Source organism: Chryseobacterium sp. FR054 (genome assembly GCF_056844565.1).
Genome location: NZ_JBXDSA010000001.1, coordinates 787,776 through 806,727 on the forward strand (window position 1 = coordinate 787,776; position 18,952 = coordinate 806,727).

Genomic DNA, 18,952 nt, shown 5'->3' on the forward strand with positions numbered 1-18,952 from the left:
TAGCGGAGAGGTAATATACTTGTTATTGATAGCCATCTTTATTTACTTTCAAGGACCTCTGTTATTGGTCTGCCCACCATACCACTAGGGTATTGAATATGTAAAAGAGCAGAAATAGTGGGAGCAATATCAGTCATATAATAAGCTGCATTATTTTCACCGGCTTTAATTTTCCAGCCCATAAAAATTAACGGAATATGTGAGTCATAGGAATTCCATGCACCGTGTGTAGTGCCTTTTCTTGCATAATTAGGAAGCATACCATCTTTTGGAACAATTTGAATATCTCCGCTTCTTTTCCAGTTAAATCCGCTTATTGCACGATACTTCAATGGTTCAGGAACAGGCAATAAAGCGACCTTTGCAAGTTCGAAAGCGTACAAAATTTCAGGTTTTTTATTTAGTTTGTTGATAATATTCATTTTTACATCTTCCTGATTCAATCTGTTCTTTATGATTGCTTCATCGTTGAGGTAAATCTGATAATTATCAATTCCCAAAATTATCTTTTCAGTTTTAAACCTGGCCTTAAGTTCCTCTTCCAATGATTGCTGCAGGTTTTCATCAAAAAATCCACTCGGCATTTTATTTGAGTCCAGGTATCCTGCAGAATGAGCCCCGCCGTGATCCGCAGACAGGAATACCACATAATTATCTTTTCCAACTTTATTGTCAAGCTCTTTAAAAAATATTGCAAGATCTCTATCCAGTCTGATATAGGTATCTTCAACTTCTATTGAATTGGGACCGTAAGAATGCCCTACATAATCAGTTGATGCCAGATTGATGGCCAGGAAATCTGTTTCTGCCCCTTTTCCCAATTCATAATTCACAAGAGCAGCTTTTGCAAATTGTAAAGTCAATGTATTCCCAAACGGTGTTGTTCTGATAACACCTTTATCTGTCTTATAATCTTTCATTAAACTGCTGTAGGGAAATACAGGTATCTTCGCGCTTCCTACAGGGTTTTCCCATTCAGTATGATCTTTTGTACTTTCAATATATTCCTGTATGGGAAAAAAGGTATCCCATCCCTTTGAAAGAAGTTTTTCAGCATTATTTTCACTATTGAAACTTCTTACCCATTGCGGAAGCTCACTCATATAGTAAGAACTGGTAATGAAGTTACCTGTGGAATCATCAAACCAGAAAGCAGCAGTCGGATGATGGCCTGCCGGAAGTATAGAAGCTCTATCCTTCAGTGAAACCCCAACTACTTTTGACCTGAAATTACTGGCCATTCTCAACTCATCTGTAATAGTGGTAGACCATAGATTGGACGGAGAATGGCTTCCATTTTTACGGCTGTCAGATCCTACCGGGTTTACATTTGAGTCAGCAGTACAGTAAACACTTCTACCCGTCTCTTTATCAATCCAGTTATTTCCTATAATACCATGAATGGAAGGAACAGATCCCGTATAAATGGAAGCATGGCCAACGGCAGTAATTGTAGGAATGTAGGGAATATGAACATTGTTAAGTGAATATCCTTCTTTCAGCATCCTTTTAAAACCGTCTGTCCCATATTTCTTTTCGTAGCGGTATAGATAATCCCACCTCATCTGATCAACAACAATGCCCACCACAAGTTTTGGTTTATCATTGTTGGCTGCCTTTTTCTGAGCACTGATGGTAGCTATGGAAAAGGAAATGAATATTATTTTAACGGCTTTGTAAAACATAGAATTCTGTAATATTGATTAAACTTCAGAAGAAATCTGAATGTCCCTGATCCAGTTAAAGATATGATTTCATTTACCGGATTTCAGGACATTCAGAAAAAAATCAACTAACTAACCTGTTAGAATTTATACACAACAGTAAAAAATGTTGACCTTGGAGGATTGGCCACTGTAAAATATGGCATATTAGCATTTACTGCTGTCTGATACATTTCTGGAGTAAATGCGTCCAGGCTGGCGCGTTGGTCTGCATAAGATCCAGGTCTTGTCCAGCTCATTGTAGCGTAGGTATTAAAAATATTGTTGACATTCACAGAGGCAGAAAGCCTATCCGTAAAACTATATCCCGCCCCGAAATCAAACATGGAGAAAGAAGGAAGTGTAAAGGCATTAGCATTATTAGCCTGTCTTTTCCCCATATAATTCCAGGTAAGCAGTGAATAGAATTTACCAAACTTTACATTAGGTGTTATATTGAAGAACAGTCTTGGAGTAGCTCCTGTTTCATTACCCGTAAAAGAACCGATCTGGTCATCTTCCATGCCGGCTTTATTTACAATCCAAAATGTTCCATTAGTTATTTTCGAGCGCTGTAAAGTAGCGACTGCCCTTATACTAAGGAAGTCCAGAGGCCGTACATTCGATTCAACTTCAACTCCGATAGTTCTGAAGTCATTATATAATGTTGGCAAAGAGTAAAAAGCACCATTTGTTAAGGTTGCCGAACCTCCCGTTGGTACCTTCTTTAATACACTGTAAAAAGGAGTTACAAAAAGATCAAACTTATTATATTTTGCTTTCAATCCGGCTTCCAATTGATTGGTTGTACGTTGTTGAGGATCTAAGAATTGAATTGTAGCAGCACGGTTGGCTGCAAAGTAGATGTCCATATCAGGAGATTTCTTTCCCTGTGAAAATCTGGTATAGACGGAAAGATTGTTGTTAAACTTATAATTAACGGCTGCTGAATATGAAAAAGAATTCAATGTACGGTCATATTCTACGGTTTCCAGATAATTAAGAACTGTATTATCGTACATTGTAAATGCATTGTTATCTGTACCTGTAGTCGATTTTAAATAAGCTCTGGTATTATGTCCTTTAATATTTCCACTTTCGTAGCGGATTCCCCAATCTAATGTAAGATCAGGAGTAATATCCCAAGTATGACCAAAAAAAGCAGCTAACTGTCTTTGCTTGGCATAGAAACCTAGTAAAGATCCATTGTTACTGGCAAATTGCGCCAAACCATCAGGATTTGTAATATTGAAAGTTCCTGTATTTGCTCCCATAGTTCCTGTAAATACCATATCTAAAAGCCTTGGATTAGGCTCCATAGTTGTCACAGCAACTCCTCCTCCTCCTGAAACCCTTGCAACGTCGGAATATCCAAAATAACCTCCTATCGCAAAATTCATATTATTCCATTTTTTAGTAATAGTAAGCTGATTGACTAATTCTTTTACTTTATTCTGATAAATCTGTAGTGGGGTAATAAATACAGAATTATTTCTTAATGTTTGGTTAGGCAAGCTGTTGGTGGTGACGTTGTATACCGGGTTTGGGCCACCGCTCGGGTTCACAGAATTTACACTGTACATAATCTGGCCTGTAGAATGATCTCTAAAAGTAAAGTTACCATCAGCTCCGGCTGCTCCAAATAAACTAAAAAAATCTTTGCTGTCTACCGCAATAATTGAAGTACTTGTAGAGGTGTTGTACCTTACATTATTATTAGATACCCTTATCTTATTGTCAAGGTTCCAGCCGTTTCCTAATTTATGCTCCCAATTCAAACCAACAGAACGGTAAGTATTATCAACCTGTCTTCTGGAATCATAGAATAAATTACCGCTTTCAACAAAATTGGTCTGACTATACGTTGCAGGAGGAAGAAGAATAGATGAACTATTATCAAAGCCCTCCGCAGGTTCTGCATTTCCATATCCTCTTGTAGGAATAGCCATAGAATAGCCGTTTCTGTCACGCAGGTATTTAACAAAAAGCTTAAGGGATCCTCCACTATATTTTTTTACGATATTGGCTTTTACCTGTCCTCCGTTATTCAATGGATATCCGCTTGGATGTCTTGCCCCTTCATCATATCTGTAAAATCCACCAATATTAAAGAAAAGGTTTTTAGCAAGAGGGCCTCCGATATTAAGATCAGTTCTGTATAGACCGTTATTGTTCTTTCCCTGAATACCTGTTCTCATTCTTACCTCCGCTTCCAGCTTTTTACCGCCGGTTTTAGAAATGTAATTAAAAATTCCCCCGGGAGCATTGGCTGTGGTAATAGATGAAGATCCTCCTCTTACAGCATCAAGCCTTTCTATGGTTGCATCTGCCCTAAGGAAAAAGTCGGGGCCATAATTATAATACGTGGTATTGGTTATGGGAAGCCCGTCCTCCTGCATGGATACATATTCATAACCGAAGCTACCATCCTGTGTTCCTACAGTAATTCCCCGGGAAGCAACACTGTTTCTGATTTCTCCGTTTGAAGAATTCACATATACTCCCGGTACATTTTTCAAAAGGTCTGACGCACTTACCGCAACCTGTTTTTCCAATATATCAGCTTTAAGTACAGAAATGGCAATGGGCGAGTTCATCTTCAGTCGTTTATCAAAAACTCCTGTGACTACAACTTCGTCAATACTTTTAGAATTCGAAGAGTCTTGCTTAGTCTCTTGTGCATAAATATTATTGAGGTATAAAGTAGCAATTCCCACAATAAAAATAATTGATTTTTTCTCCATAGCAGTTTTAGTGTTAGTTTGTTTTAGTTATTGGGTTTTTAATTTCAGATATACACCATTGGTCCATCCAAATCCATCCTGATTTGGATATTCGCCTCCTCCGGCAATGGTTTTGGTATCCTCGGCATTATATTTTTCCATTAGTTTTCCTGTATTTTCATATACTCTTTCCACATTTTTGCACCAGTTATTTTTTATATCATTCGCCAGCTGCACGAATCCATATTGTTTCATTCCTTTAAAACCCAGCCATTGATATGGGGCCCAGGCATTAGGCATATCCCACTGCTGACCTGTATTTTTTGTTGTGGTAACAAGGCCACCGTTGTAAAGAAACTTTTCGGAAATTGTTTTCGACATTGATTCAGCTTGCCTCCCAGTGGCAAGTCCCAGAAATAAAGGATACAATGAAGCGATGTGATATGAAGCTGTTTTCTTACATTTTTTTAAATGGTAATCTTTATATATTCCGGCTTCTTCATCCCAGAAATAATGATTGATTGCCTGTTTTCTTTCTGCTGCTCTCTTTGTATAATATACTCTTCTATCTTCCAGCCCCAAAAGACCGGCAGACTTTGAAAGGGTATTTTCAAGATGCCATAAAAGACAATTTAAATCGACCTGTGCAATGTTCAGCGTTTCTATAGTCTGTATATGTTCTCCATCCTTAAACCATCTGCTGGAAAAATCCCAGCCAGATTCGCAAGCGCTTCTGATATTTCTATAGAATTCATCTTGATCAGAAGTCTTTTGATCCTCTATATCGATAAGATAGCTTTCGGGCCGTGGCAAATTTTCGGAATCATAATATCTGTTTAGAAGTATTCCTTCTTCAGTTTTTGCCAATCGCTTCGCAGTGGTACCATTAATTAATTGTTCTTCCCCATCCATCCAGAACTTATATTCTTTTTCAAGAGTTCCGAAATACCTGCAATATGTGTCGGTGTTATCCGTACTTTCGGCAAGAAGATCCAGCATTAACGAGAAATAAGGAGGCTGTGAACGGCTCAGAAAATGAGTTCTGCTGGCATTGGGAACAAAACCAAATGTATTAATAAGGTAGCTGCAGTTTTCAACTATATTCTCCATCATTTCCAGCCGTCCGGAAACCTGCAGACCAAGCATAACAAAATAACTATCCCAATAGAAAAATTCATTGAAGCGCCCACCCGGGACAATATAAGGTTTAGGAAGTTTTAAAAGAGTACCCTGGTTATCAATGGCTGTACGTGTAAGCTCATCCCATAGTTTTTTAATATGCTGTTCAATCGGCAGGAAATCTTCTCTCTGAATTGTCTTTTTATCGATAAAATCAAAATTAGCCAGTACAAAGGCTCTCAGATCAAAGTTTCTGTCGTTTCTTTCATTATCATATCTTCTATTGATCTCCGAAATGGAATAAAGAGGTACTGCATCTGTCATGGTCTTCTGGTCTTCAAATATTCTTGCACGCTGAATATCATCAAAGAGCAATTGTATATCGTTTATGTAAAGCTCGTTGCTCATATGTATGTTATTTTTTATTGATCTGTATCTGTTTATTCATGAAAATTGCTGAAATGATCAGTAGTACCAATGGTACTAAGGAAAGGTAAAATGCATGCTGCCCATTAAACTCCTGGAATATAAACCCTGTAATTACTGACCCTAGCGTTCCTCCTATTGCAGAAAATACTACAATGAGACCTGACATTGAGCTGTGAAGGTATTTGGGAACTGATGCAAGAATTACTGAATTGATACTAGGATAAATCGGAGCTAAAAACACTCCCATTAAAGGAAACAGGTAAACTGCAGCTGGTGCTTTTAACCAGCTGGTATCGGCGTTAATATGGGTATTATGTGTTAACGGAAGAACCAGAAGTAAACTTATACCAAAACCGGCAGCACAGAAAGAAACTACATAAATCCAGCTAAATTTTTTGGAAAAAAAGCCAGATAAAAATCTGCCTAAAGCAAAAGCGCCTGCCAGGATAGCGCCTGCCTGTATGCTCATGGAAGTGGGAACCCGCAGTATCTCTTTATAGAATGTAGGAGTCCAGGTCTGAAAGCTCTGTTCAACCAAAACAAAAAGGAATGCACATAATAAGAAAAATAAGACTCTCTTATAGTTGAAGAGACTGATGCTGTTTTTTATATCACCCAGAAAGTTTGTTCCCTCACTCTTAGATTCCTTCTCATTAAGTCTGGAAAAGAAAAGAAATAAAAATGATAAAAATGATAATGCGGCCAGTACCCAGTATACATTCATCCAATGGGTGGATTTTGGATTCTGATCATCAATAAAAAGGCTGAACAGCAGATTTCCTGCTAAAACTCCTATCATAAAGAATCCTTCAAGGAATCCCATGAAACTCGAGTGCTCTTTGTCAGTTTCCGTAATAAGTCCTATCGAAGTAAAAACTGAAATCTTGATTAAGGCAAATGAAATTCCTACAATAGTAAAAAGTAATTTGAAAACCCAAAACTGATTTGTAAAAGGCATTAAGAAACACATACAGCTTACCAGTGAAAGGCCTATCAGCATCGAATTCTTTATTCCGAACTTAGGGAGAAAAGAAGCCAGAATAAATGAGCATATAGCAATCGGAAGATCTTTAAAACCTTCAAGGACACTAGCTGAAGATTTTGAAATCCCGAAATTTTGCTGCACCTGAAGAATTACAGCTCCCACAGAATTCAGAAGAATTGCGAAGACAAAGTAATTGAGATAAAGGACAATTTTAATCCGTAAATTTTTCATCAGAATTCAATTAACTTCGCAAAATTATTAACATTGAGTTTACAATTATTTCACATAATAAACCATTATTAACACAATATTAATTAAAATACTATTTTTACAATATATTTTAAGTTAAAATAATGAAAGTTTATTACGAAAGTATTACCTCTGATAAAAACAGTTCCTTTAGAGCTTTACATATTAATGTTCCTGTAAAAGAGCTCCGGTGGGAATATCATTATCATCCCGAAATAGAGCTTGTTTGCGTGGTTTCAGGAAGTGGCAGCAGACATGTAGGATATCACAAAGGTAATTTCAGAAATGGTGATCTTGTACTGATTGGGCCAAATGTTCCTCATTCCGGATTTGGAAACAATTCTATTGATCCCCACGAAGAAATTGTCATACAGTTCAAGGAAGAAATTATGAAATTTCCTTCCGAAATAGAAGAAACCTCAGCTCTGCGTAAGTTGCTTATGTTGTCAAAATTTGGAATACTTTTCAGTGATAAAGCAAAAAAAAAGTTACAGCCGAAATTATTTCAGCTGCTTGATAGTGAAGGTTCAAAAAGATACTTATTGCTGCTTAATATTTTGTTTGAGCTGTCTGAAGATAAAGATTATATATTATTAAATAAAGAAGTAATGCCCCATACCATTATTTCTAAACACAAAGAAAGATTGCAGATCATTTTCACATTTCTTGAAAAGAATTATGAAAAACAAATAGACATCACTGAAGTAGCACATCTAGCCAACCTTACCTTACCTGCTTTTTGCAATTTTTTTAAAAAAGCAACAAAGATTACCTTTTCTGATTTTGTAAACCAATACAGAATTGATAAAGCCTGTACTCTCTTACTCGAAGGAAAAAGCATTTCCGAAGCCTGTTACAACACAGGATATAATAGCATTTCTTACTTCAACAGAAGCTTTAAAAAATGTATGAATAAAACTCCTACGGAATTTATCAATGAGCTTGTGAGGTAGTTTTTAATTGGTGCATAAAGAACACTTCTAATGAAGTAGGTAAAATTTATTATTTAAAGCGGCAACAAATTAAGGCAATTTCCATATTATTTAACATTAAGGATAACTATTATTTATGTTAAATCTTTCTAAGATATTTCAATCATTCTTTGAACCCCCAATCTTTCCGGTAATTTTCTCAGTTTATTATTTTTTTATTTATTTTTAATAAACAGACAAGTCTGTTCATTTTTTTATCTACATTTGCAAAAACATTAACCAAATGAATAAGATTAGAGAAAAAATTTTTAGTACAGCAAGTTTTTTATTTCAAAATCAGGGTTATAATAATACTGGAGTTAACCAGATTATTAAAGAGGCCAGTGTTTCTAAATCTACTTTTTATACCCATTTCAAATCAAAAGATAGTCTCTGCATAGAATATTTACATAGAAGATTTGATTATTGGATGCTGGAGCTTGAAAATTTTATCAAAGATGCTTCTTCTCTTAAGGAAAGGATTCTTAGATCTTTTGATTTTCTTATTTATATCAATGAAAAAGAAAATTTCAGAGGGTGTAGTCATCTTAATCTTCTTTCTGATCTTTCTGAAGAAAAATCAGAAATAGTTAAAACTATTCGTGATCAAAAGAAAAGATTAAAAAATTTCTTTGATCATGAAATTAAAGATGAAACTCTCTCTGTTCATGTTTATCTTCTTTTTGAAGGTTCTATTACCACCAGCCAGCTTTATAAGTCAAATGAATTAATTGAAGAATGCAAGTGTCTGCTTGATGAAATAATATTATCCAAAATCTAATTTAATAACAAAAAAAACCACTAATTATGAAAAACAGAATGTATTTGGGAACTTTAAGTTCTGAAATGTTTAGGTTATGTACTTTAGCAACATTGTTTTCAGGCTCTTTTTTATTTTCACAAGTCGGGATTAATACACCTGATCCAAAATCTACTCTTGATATTCAGGCAAAAAGTGACGGAAGTACGAAAACAGAGGGCATAATGATTCCCCGTCTCACAGGTGACCAGATTCAGATTATGTCCAATGCTTTACAACCAGGCACTGAATCTCTGATGATCTACGCTACTTCTGCCCCTACATCTCCCAATCCGAAAGTGATAAAAATTATCCAGTCCGGATATTATTACTGGAATGGAGCCAGCTGGGAGGCTATAGGTACTAATAATATCTATACAACGGACGGAAGCATTACCACTCCTCAAAGCGCAAGAAATGTAGATCTTAACGGCAAGAACCTTGTCTTTTCCGGAACAGGAAGCGTAGGAATAGGGACCGTCCCATCCGCTTCAGCAAAGCTTGATGTCGCCGGAACGGTAAAAGCATCAGCAATAGACTACAATTCTGATGCAAGGCTGAAGCAGAACATTACAGAAGTACAATCTACCACAGAAATCCTTTCAAAATTAAGACCTGTTTCCTATTTCTGGAATGATATGGGTAAAAAGAAAGGAGGAAATGCACAGCTTCAATATGGCTTAATAGCACAAGAAGTAGAAAAAGTACTTCCTAATATCGTAAACACGGATTCCGAAGGCTATAAATCAGTTAACTATAATGAGCTCATTCCTCTCCTATTGAAAAACGTCAACGAGCAGGATAAGAAAATCCAAGAATTGCAAAAAGAAATACAGGACCTGAAAAAGACTAAATAAACCATTTGTGTTTTTATTCGAGTAGATATTTGAACTAATAATTTGACAACAGGAACAAAGCTCCCAGAGCTAATATTGAAGTGTTATCAGGCGGAACTTAGTGGAATGATTTTACTCACGGGATAAAAATTAATCAATAATCAATCAAAAAAATGAAAAAAAACATTACCCTTTTATTTACCCTTTCATTATCAATGCTGACTTTCGCTCAGGTGGGAGTGAACACAACAGATCCAAAAGCGACCTTCGATATACAGGGTGCACCAACAGATTTGACCAAAACAGATGGCATCATTGTCCCAAGAATAACCGGAAACCAGCTGAAAGCCAAAGACGGGCTTTATCTTACAGCGCAGACAGGTTCTATGGTATATGTAACAGCTGCTGCTGCGCCTGCAACGGCTAAAACTGTAAATATAACCACAGCGGGTTACTATTATTTTGATGGCGCAGTTTGGCAGAGAGTGGCTAATGGTATAGCATCAACAGAGCCGTGGAACATACAAGGTACTACAGATCCGGCAACGGCTAATTCAGAGAATATATACCAGACAGGTAATGTAGCTATAGGTACACAATACCCTACCTCAGGGGTTAGCCTAGATGTTAGGGGAGCAGTTCATTTGGGATCTGGTCATTCTACAAGTACCACAATAGGGCTGCATTCCGTAGTATCAGGATCAAATAATATTGCTGAAACAGAATTTTCAGCAATTATAGGAGGAAATGCTAATAAGGCTATTAAAAATCCTAATAGTTCAAATGCTGTAAGATCTAATTTTATTATTGGTGGAACTTCCAATGAATCACAGGCACAAGGAGCGGGCGTAATTGGTGGTATTTACAACAAAGCAATTGGGGGACATTCTGTTGTTTTGGGAGGAGGTTTTAACGAAACCCGGGGTGGTCATTCGGTGGCTGCAGGTACTTCAAATATAGCAAATGGATTTAGTGAATTTGTAGCAGGTAGGTTCTCAACAAATTACGTATATACGAGTGTGGTTGGGGATGAAGGAAAAAACCGTCTTTTTAATATAGGTAAAGGTAATGACATATCAAGGTCAGATGCTTTTACAGTCCTGGGACACGGTAAAATAGGTATTGGTTTTGATAATTTTGAAACCCGCTACGCAGGAGAAGTGCTACAAGTTAATGGTAACGCGCAATTGGTGAGCTTACCAACCCAGGAAGCTAACATCACCACAGACAAAATGGTGATGGTAGATAATACAGGAGTATTAAAAAGCGTGGCAACAACAAGCCTGATACCAGCCGCTCCCAATGCATGGTTATATACAGGTAATACAGCAACTGCAACCTATTTTCTAGGAACACTGAACGATGTACCCCTTAATTTTAGAATAGATAACCAACATGCAGGGCAAATAACTAAAGAAAATGCGTCATATGGTTACTCAGCATTGCAGAATAATACAACGGGAACCTGGAATAATGCTTTTGGTAAATTAGCTTTATCAGCAAATACAAGTGGATTTGGAAATCATGCTTTTGGTCAGGAAACTCTAACTGCAAATACCACAGGGGAGCTTAACCATGCCTTTGGCTATAAAGCTTTGTCATCTAATACCACCGCACATTATAACCATGCTTTTGGTAATCATGCTTTGGCTGCTACAACCACAGGATGGAGGAATAGTGCCTTCGGACAATATGCTTTAGTTTTTAATACCACAGGAGGTAGTAATAGTGGTTTTGGTGATGGCGCTTTGACCTTTAATACCACAGGATATTACAATACCGCTATGGGAGCAGGTAGCTTAGCTTATTCCACAGGTAATAATAATACTGCTATAGGGTATGATTCAGGCCCTGTTGGAAATCAACTTAATTTGTCAACGATTAACAACAGCACTGCCATAGGTTATCGTGCAAAAGTTCAAGCCAGTAACAGTATGGTTTTAGGAGCTTCTAACAGTCCGGATGAAGTTAATGTCGGTATCAATACCACTACACCGCAAGCCAAACTGCATATCGTAAAAAATGCTTCCCAGTTGACGCCTGCTATCATAGAAGGATGTAATGTTTATGCCGATAATGCCACGGCAACAGCTGCAGGCTTACCAGTGGGAGCCTTGTACAGAACTTCAACAGGAGTATTGATGGTGAGATATTGAAATGTGTATCCCATTTACTACTGTGAAAAAGTTTGAAAAATGTTTTTTTAAACGCCTTATAATATAAAACCTATAGTTATGAAAATAAAACTATACCTCCTTTTCTTTTGGGTAATCTGCCAGCAAATCTTTGCACAAAACAACTACTATTGGGTAGGCGGAGCAGGAAACTGGAATGATTTGAACCGTTGGCGTATCGGATCGCCAAATGGCCCTCAGGCAACCATTATTCCTTCCCGTTATGATAATGTATTTATTACCAATTCAAGTGGTTTTACCGCATCAATGGGAAATATTTCAGGCTCGTCGGCTATATGCAAAAACTTTACCGTTCAGGATGGCTTTACCGGTAATTTTACGTTAACTGGCGGCATTAGTATCTACGGAAATGTACAATGGCGAAAAGGTGCCTATCTCGCGCTAAATACAGGGATCACAATGATGTATGATGATACTCAGACAACATCGAACCTTATAGATATCCCCTCAGATATTTACTGGCTCAACAATGCTTCGTATGATGATTCCGGTGGCTGGGGCACAATTAAATCTGCTTATGTTTATCTCACAGGAAACGGAAAATGGAAACTGATCAATGATCTTGGTGGTGAACATTTCGATATGGTATTCACAATACAGGATAACGCTTCACTTGATACCAATGGTAAAAATATTACGGTAAAAAATTTCAATTACACCTCAAGCACCGTTTCCGATTTCGGGAATATCGTCATTAATACAACTTTTGCCAACATCAACGATAAGGTTAATCTTTCTAATTCTATCATCAATAATACTACGCACAGTTATTATAGCAATTACAATTTTGGCAGTCCCGGACTGACATTTACAAAACAACAGGTTGTAAAAAAAATTACAACGAGTGCCAATATGTTCAAGCCTTTGCTTAGTTCTACTATTGGTGTTTTGAATGTGGATGAAATGATAATGGACAGTAATGCTACATTTAGCGGTTTGATTTCTGTAAATAATCTGAGCCTTAATAATTCAACATACTCTTTAGACAATAGTAATTTTAATTATTATCTTCAGGTAAACCAAAACTTTACCGCCAATGTACCCTGTAAAGGTGTATCTCCTGCTATTGGGGTTACGGGTAGTTATTCTAACAAAGGAAAAATAATAGGACCGGCAGGCATGACAATGGATTTTCCAAATTATAGCTTTACTAACATCAGTGCAGGCGGAGGAGCGAGCTATACCGCAGCGATAGATGGGGGCGGTAATACCGGTAATATTACATACAACAATTACACTTCTCATACGTACTACTGGATAGGTGGATCCGGCAATTGGTTTGATCCTTCCCACTGGTCGTTAACCTCAGGAGGTGCACCTGTAAATTGTGTCCCGATGAGATGGGATGATGTCTTTTTTGATCAAAATTCCGGTACAGGAGTAGCCGTTTCAGCCAACATTGGACAAAATGCCGAGTTCCGGGATATGAAGTGGCTGAATGTTCCTGGAATCCCACAATGGAATGTATATACTGCCAACTCATATGGTAGTGTTTACCTGCAAAAGAATATGCAGATCAATACAACCAATACCAGTTTCAATTTCTTAGGAAGGTCTGCATCTGCAAATTATTATATGAGTTTTGAAGGAAATATAATGCCATATATTGCTGTTAACGGAACAGGGAATTATTATTTGGTAGCTCCAGGTACACAGGGAGATTACAGCTTGAAAACAATGAGTGATTTTAGTTTTAACGCAATCAACGCAGGAGCCAATCTTTTTGCGGATAACAGTAAAATAACGGCACGGAGTATAGTTTTTGGAGGGAATTCTGTAGCCATAAGCAATTCGGACATTACTGCAACCAATAATATTACCATTTCCAATACACAGGCTATCAATGCTCAAAATACAACTGTAAAAGCTGTCGGAGTTACTGTTAATAGTGATACTAATAATCATTTCATAGATAGTATTATTTTCAACGGAAATGGGAGTCAAGTCGGTATCCGTGGGAAGATAAATGCGAATACCATTCAGGTGGCAAGCGGAACAGATTTTCTTCTTAACGGATATAATACAGACAATTCAACAATCTCTACCAAAAGCTTTATTCATAACGGAACAGGAGGAATACTATTCGGTAGTTATTATACCCCAACTTTTTCTGTTACCGATGTATTTCTTTTTAACAGAAATGCGTGTTCCTCTATGCAGAATATGAACGGAATTTCATCTGTCCGTAAAGGAAAGCTGGTACTGGGCAGCAACATTAACGGAAATGGAATTGTACAGCTTAATAGATTAAATATAACCAATATAACGGCGAGTGGAGCAACTGTATTAGCGGATAATTCTATTGATAATGGGAACAATACAGGAATAACATTTACAGCACCTACAGGAAAAAACCTGTATTGGGTTGGAGGTGCAGGTAATTGGGAAGATCCGGCACATTGGTCTGTGGTAAGCGGAAGTACTGATCCTGCTAATCGTTGCGGGCCACCTACTATTTATGACAACGTTTTTTTTGACGCCAACTCTGGGTTGATGGCAGGTAGCAATACTATCAGTCTTAACAGTCATGTAAGAGTGAATGATATAACATGGACGGTTCCTGCTCCAGCTACAGGAATAATGTATATGGCTAATTTTTCTATAACGATCAACGGTAATCTATTTTTGCAACCTAACTTTTCAGTGAGTGGTAATTATGGTGACTCTTACAGAACCTGGTACTTTATGAATCTGGATAAACCTGCAGGTACTGTAAAGACGATCAATATGTCAGGGGTCAATGGTATTTCTAATTTAAATTTTACAGGCAATGCTATATGGACAGTTAACGGGAATATAAAAAGTGATTACAGTATTTATCAAAATACAGGTGCTACGCTCGATTTTACTAACGTTACAGCGCAATCTCCAGCGATGAATTTTTCAGGAGAAAAACTAGTACTCAACAACAGTACTATCAATGTATATTCTATCATTGTAAACACAGTACAATCCATACAGGATATTAACAGTGTTATTAATATTACTCCTGTTTATTATCAATATTTGTCATCTAGTTTTAATGCACTGAACCATTATATTGGAAAAGTAAATATCGAGTCAAAATATATCCAAAGAGCTTCAAATTTAGGATATTATGCTTCTTTCAGTTTTCCCCAGGGAACTATCAACGAGCTGAATATTCTTTCTTACTCCGGCCCATATATATACACAGGATCTGATTTCCGTACACTGCATATCGGAAATCTAAATAAGGTCAATATGCTTAATATCAGCGGAAAAAATACGATCTCTTTGGGAAGTAATATCTATGTTCAGCAAAAAATGAACATGTTGGGAGAATGTAGCTCGGATAAGCTGGCAATCATTAGTAATGATACTACTCCAAAACAAATTGTAATACCAAACTATAATACAACCGATTTTAAAATTGTAAACACCTATCTTAAAGGACTTTCTTCATCGGGAGGGCAAACCTATGAGGTAAGTAGCAGTATTGATGCAGGTAATAATACCGGCTTCAACTTTAACGCTGTTCCGGCAGGTCGTGATTTATACTGGATAGGAGGACAGGGTGATTTTGATGATGCCCAGCATTGGTCATTAAGTTCGGGTGGAACACCGTTAACTGATTGTTTTCCTCCGCGTGCAACAGATAATGTTTTCTTTGATGCAAATTCCGGATTTACAGCTACGCAGAACAGAATCTATTTTTCGTCAAGCAGAAGTGTTAAAAATATTACTTTCAACAATGCTCCCAATAAACCGGCATTGAACTTTAATGGTGACGCTACTAATAACTTTTATGGATTGTACGTGTATGGTAATCTTGCCCTGCAAAATGATGTCGTAGTCAGTGCACCTGCGTTTAATATCATTATGGCACAAAGTACAACTCCGGGCGTCACCCGATATATAGACACCAAAGGAGTCAGCACGCCAATCAACATAGTGGCTACACAGGATTTCTTTGAGCTTCAGAGCAATTACAATGGCGGATTAATAGGCGTGAATGTAAAAAGTTTTAAAACCAATAATTATTCTTTAACAACAGTTAGTTCCTCCAAATTTGAATTACTTTATAACCAGAATGTTAGTCCTTTATTGAACTTCGGACAATCAATTATTAATAGCCCTATCTTTACTATTGATTCCTATAACAATTATCCTGTAACAATAAATGCCATCGATTCTAAAATAACAACGGGTAACTTCTATGTTCGTGTAACAAATGTAAACAACTTCGGAGATGTGACGATAACAACTGCAGGTACATTAAATGGTGGAACTCCTGTTCATAATTTCAATAAAGTAACTTTCCTTGGAAGTGGAACACTATCATCAAAAGGCAATTACAAAACTTTATATTTCAATCCCGGAACATATACCATTGCCAGTGGGCAAACGGTAACAGAAAATCTTTTTATGACGGGAACGCCATGTAACAGGATTAATGTAAGCAGAATAGCTGCTTCCGGTCAAACTATCATCAATCTTGATCCGGCAGCTGCTTATACTATGTTTTATGCATCTGTAAAAGACATGAATTTTTCACGTCCGGTTGATGCTTACGGAAACAGCCAGGATTTGGGAAATACTACTAATCTTACCATTGTACCTACCAATGTTCAGGCAGCAGGGTTTGGTGGTAACAAAACGCTTTGTTCGTCAGAGTTTCCTAAGACCTATGATGCAGCAGCATTATACGGAACAGATCCAAATGCATCATATACCTGGACAAAAATTGGAGCACCGAATGCCGGAGTCATCAGCACTTCGCCAATGGTTACTTTTACCCAGCCGGGAAATTATAGTGTAAAAGTGGTGTATGCTCAGGATGGATGTAATATTACAGAAAACTTTACGATTTCGTCTGTTGCATCAGCGTTAGATAATACGTCTACTACTGCAATCAGTGCTTTGGTTCAGGCTACGGGTGATGTTGTGGTAACTTTTAAAGGAAGTTTAACTAATCAGACTTATATTTTTACTTACAGTATCAACAATGGTCCTGATATGGAAATCACTTCCAATGCAAATGGTGTGGCAACACTTAATCAGCCAAGAAATGTTGTAGGCGCATTTGTCTATCATCTCAAAGGTGTTCGTTTTGCAACAGGTATGGCTTGTCCTGTTGCGATAGCTAATAAAGATATTGTAGTGAATATTAATCCCGATTGTACAACACCAGGAGTTGTTCAGTTGTACGGAAGCGAATTGAGGGGCTGCACAGCAAGTTCCGGAGCAAGACGATTGGCAGAATTATCTTCAATTACTATTGCTAATCCCCCTGCAGATGCTAATGTAATGCAATTGATCCCGTCAACAGGAATTGTTGTCAAAGAAGGAACTGATGTTTTCTTATTGAGAAATAAAGAAGCCTTACCGGAAGCGCTTACTTTGCCAGCAAATAAACCATATATCCAGGGAGCGGTTATTTATCATAATGATCACTTTTATGAAGGTGTAGAAAATGGCAAATGGATTAGAATTGATAATGAATAGAAGGAATTTAAATAAGTTGAGGCTAATCATATAGCTTCAACTTTATCTTACGGTACTAACAGATTAAAACAATTTATTCACTACATTTACATAGTGAAACTAAAGTATAATTTACTTGAGTTGTTATAAGATTTTGCACTTTAATCAATAGTATAAAGAGTTGTGGCAAATTCGTGGCACTTTTGAAAAAGCAATTTAAAACTCAAGGTTCGAATCCCTCACTTACTGTTCCGCTTCTTCTTGTAATCAAACTTTAGCCCGCCAGCCTCTTTATCATACCACACATAACTGAGTAAAGCTGACCATTAGGCAAAAAAGAAGTGAAGTTTAATCCCCAAAATGACCTCTATACTAATTTTTAAGCATCAAATGCCGGTACATTAAAGTATATTATTATCTTATTTTTTTCGTATATCTTCAAAAATGAGTTACACTTCGTATATATTAAAAATGACAAATATCTTCTTATCAAGTTTCAAAAAATAATCAATACTCATTAAATAACTTTAAAATTCTATCAATATCTTCTAGAAATTGGTTCGAGGGTACCACTGTCAAGTTCACAAATAGCCAAAAAGCGTCAACTGCATACAGTTGGCGCTTTTTCTAAATATATTATTCTGTAAGTTTTACCTTTTGGTCTATCCAATACTTATTCCTAAAAAATTATCTGGGACAAAAAGATGACATGTACATTGGAACCTAGATTGATGCGGAAAGGTAATATTTTGATACCGCTCATTTTCTGAACAGTCTTAGAAAATGTCCATTTAAGGAAGGAGTAATTTATCTCTTGCCCGGTGCAGTGAAAGTGGATTATCACTTTCCCACTGTTACCATTACAAAGATGGCTAAAATACGACTTATTCCTGATCCCCATACTCAATCTATAAAGACAAATCTCAGGAAACTCAAAGAAGTTTTCGGGAGGATATAAGTATGACTTTTCGAAAACCTTATCCTCAACAAAATGAAATAGGTCTAGAAGTATGTAAAATAATTTAGATTAAAATTACACTGCTAATAAAAAGCTTATTTACTTAAATGGCTTAGCTTCTGATAAAATAATTTATCATAGCAGAGATTATCTGGAGTCCAGAATACAAAGAGGCTGTCCTAAAAGTTTGGGCAGCCTCTAATTTTGTTAATTTTGTTCGTACCTCCTTATACAGGAGGTATATTCAAATATTAAATTCTCAAAAGATATGTCTTACTTTTAGGACAGCCTTTTGATTTTTAATGATTAAAGTGATTAATAAACATAATACATTTTTCCAATATTTTGGAAGGCCAAATATTAGAGATTAAAAGGATTATTTGATAAATATTTACATATATTCAAATCATAATCATCTATCTCCCCTAGACCAATTGATAAACGTTCCAAATAATACCTATTCAAACATATGTTCACTGTTAGTCCTCCTTTAACATCTTTTAATTGTTCTCTGGAAATTTTCTTTAAATTTTTCATGAT

General features: G+C 36.7%; 10 protein-coding genes. 5 read left to right on the plus strand and 5 right to left on the minus strand.

What is annotated here, in order from left to right; translation table 11 throughout:
- Window positions 1-38: 38 nt before the first annotated feature.
- The 4 genes from pafA to AC106S_RS03930 all read right to left on the minus strand — a co-directional run bounded on the left by pafA (window position 39) and on the right by AC106S_RS03930 (window position 7,190).
- Complete coding sequence (pafA, locus tag AC106S_RS03915; RefSeq protein ID WP_482437826.1) at window positions 39-1,685, minus strand: alkaline phosphatase PafA; 1,647 nt, start codon at window positions 1,683-1,685, stop codon at window positions 39-41.
- A gap of 119 nt (window positions 1,686-1,804) precedes the next feature.
- Window positions 1,805-4,447: a TonB-dependent receptor domain-containing protein gene (locus AC106S_RS03920; RefSeq protein WP_482437827.1), complete on the minus strand. Its 2,643-nt coding sequence runs from the start codon at window positions 4,445-4,447 to the stop codon at window positions 1,805-1,807.
- Between the two features lie 27 nt (window positions 4,448-4,474).
- Entirely contained in the window at window positions 4,475-5,953 is a 1,479-nt protein-coding gene (locus AC106S_RS03925; RefSeq protein WP_482437828.1) for a trehalase family glycosidase, read from the minus strand.
- A gap of 7 nt (window positions 5,954-5,960) precedes the next feature.
- Window positions 5,961-7,190: an MFS transporter gene (locus AC106S_RS03930; protein WP_482437829.1), complete on the minus strand. Its 1,230-nt coding sequence runs from the start codon at window positions 7,188-7,190 to the stop codon at window positions 5,961-5,963.
- Window positions 7,191-7,312: 122 nt separating this feature from the next.
- On the opposite strand from AC106S_RS03930, the gene AC106S_RS03935 reads away from it, so the two are divergent.
- The 5 genes from AC106S_RS03935 (at window position 7,313) to AC106S_RS03955 (ending at window position 17,475) form a co-directional block, all read left to right on the plus strand.
- Complete coding sequence (locus AC106S_RS03935; RefSeq protein WP_482437830.1) at window positions 7,313-8,161, plus strand: AraC family transcriptional regulator; 849 nt, start codon at window positions 7,313-7,315, stop codon at window positions 8,159-8,161.
- Window positions 8,162-8,423: 262 nt separating this feature from the next.
- Window positions 8,424-8,960, plus strand: a complete 537-nt coding sequence (locus AC106S_RS03940) for a TetR/AcrR family transcriptional regulator (protein WP_482437831.1) — start codon at window positions 8,424-8,426, stop codon at window positions 8,958-8,960.
- 26 nt (window positions 8,961-8,986) lie between these two features.
- A complete protein-coding gene (locus AC106S_RS03945; protein WP_482437832.1) occupies window positions 8,987-9,835 on the plus strand; it encodes a tail fiber domain-containing protein in 849 nt (282 codons plus the stop codon).
- Between the two features lie 152 nt (window positions 9,836-9,987).
- A complete protein-coding gene (locus tag AC106S_RS03950) occupies window positions 9,988-11,970 on the plus strand; it encodes a hypothetical protein (protein WP_482437833.1) in 1,983 nt (660 codons plus the stop codon).
- A 78-nt stretch (window positions 11,971-12,048) separates the two neighbouring features.
- Window positions 12,049-17,475 (plus strand): beta strand repeat-containing protein, encoded by a 5,427-nt coding sequence (locus AC106S_RS03955; RefSeq protein WP_482437834.1) that lies wholly within the window; start codon window positions 12,049-12,051, stop codon window positions 17,473-17,475.
- A 1,297-nt stretch (window positions 17,476-18,772) separates the two neighbouring features.
- Here AC106S_RS03955 and AC106S_RS03960 read toward each other — a convergent pair.
- Window positions 18,773-18,949, minus strand: a complete 177-nt coding sequence (locus AC106S_RS03960; RefSeq protein ID WP_482437835.1) for a bacteriocin-like protein — start codon at window positions 18,947-18,949, stop codon at window positions 18,773-18,775.
- Window positions 18,950-18,952: the final 3 nt, after the last annotated feature.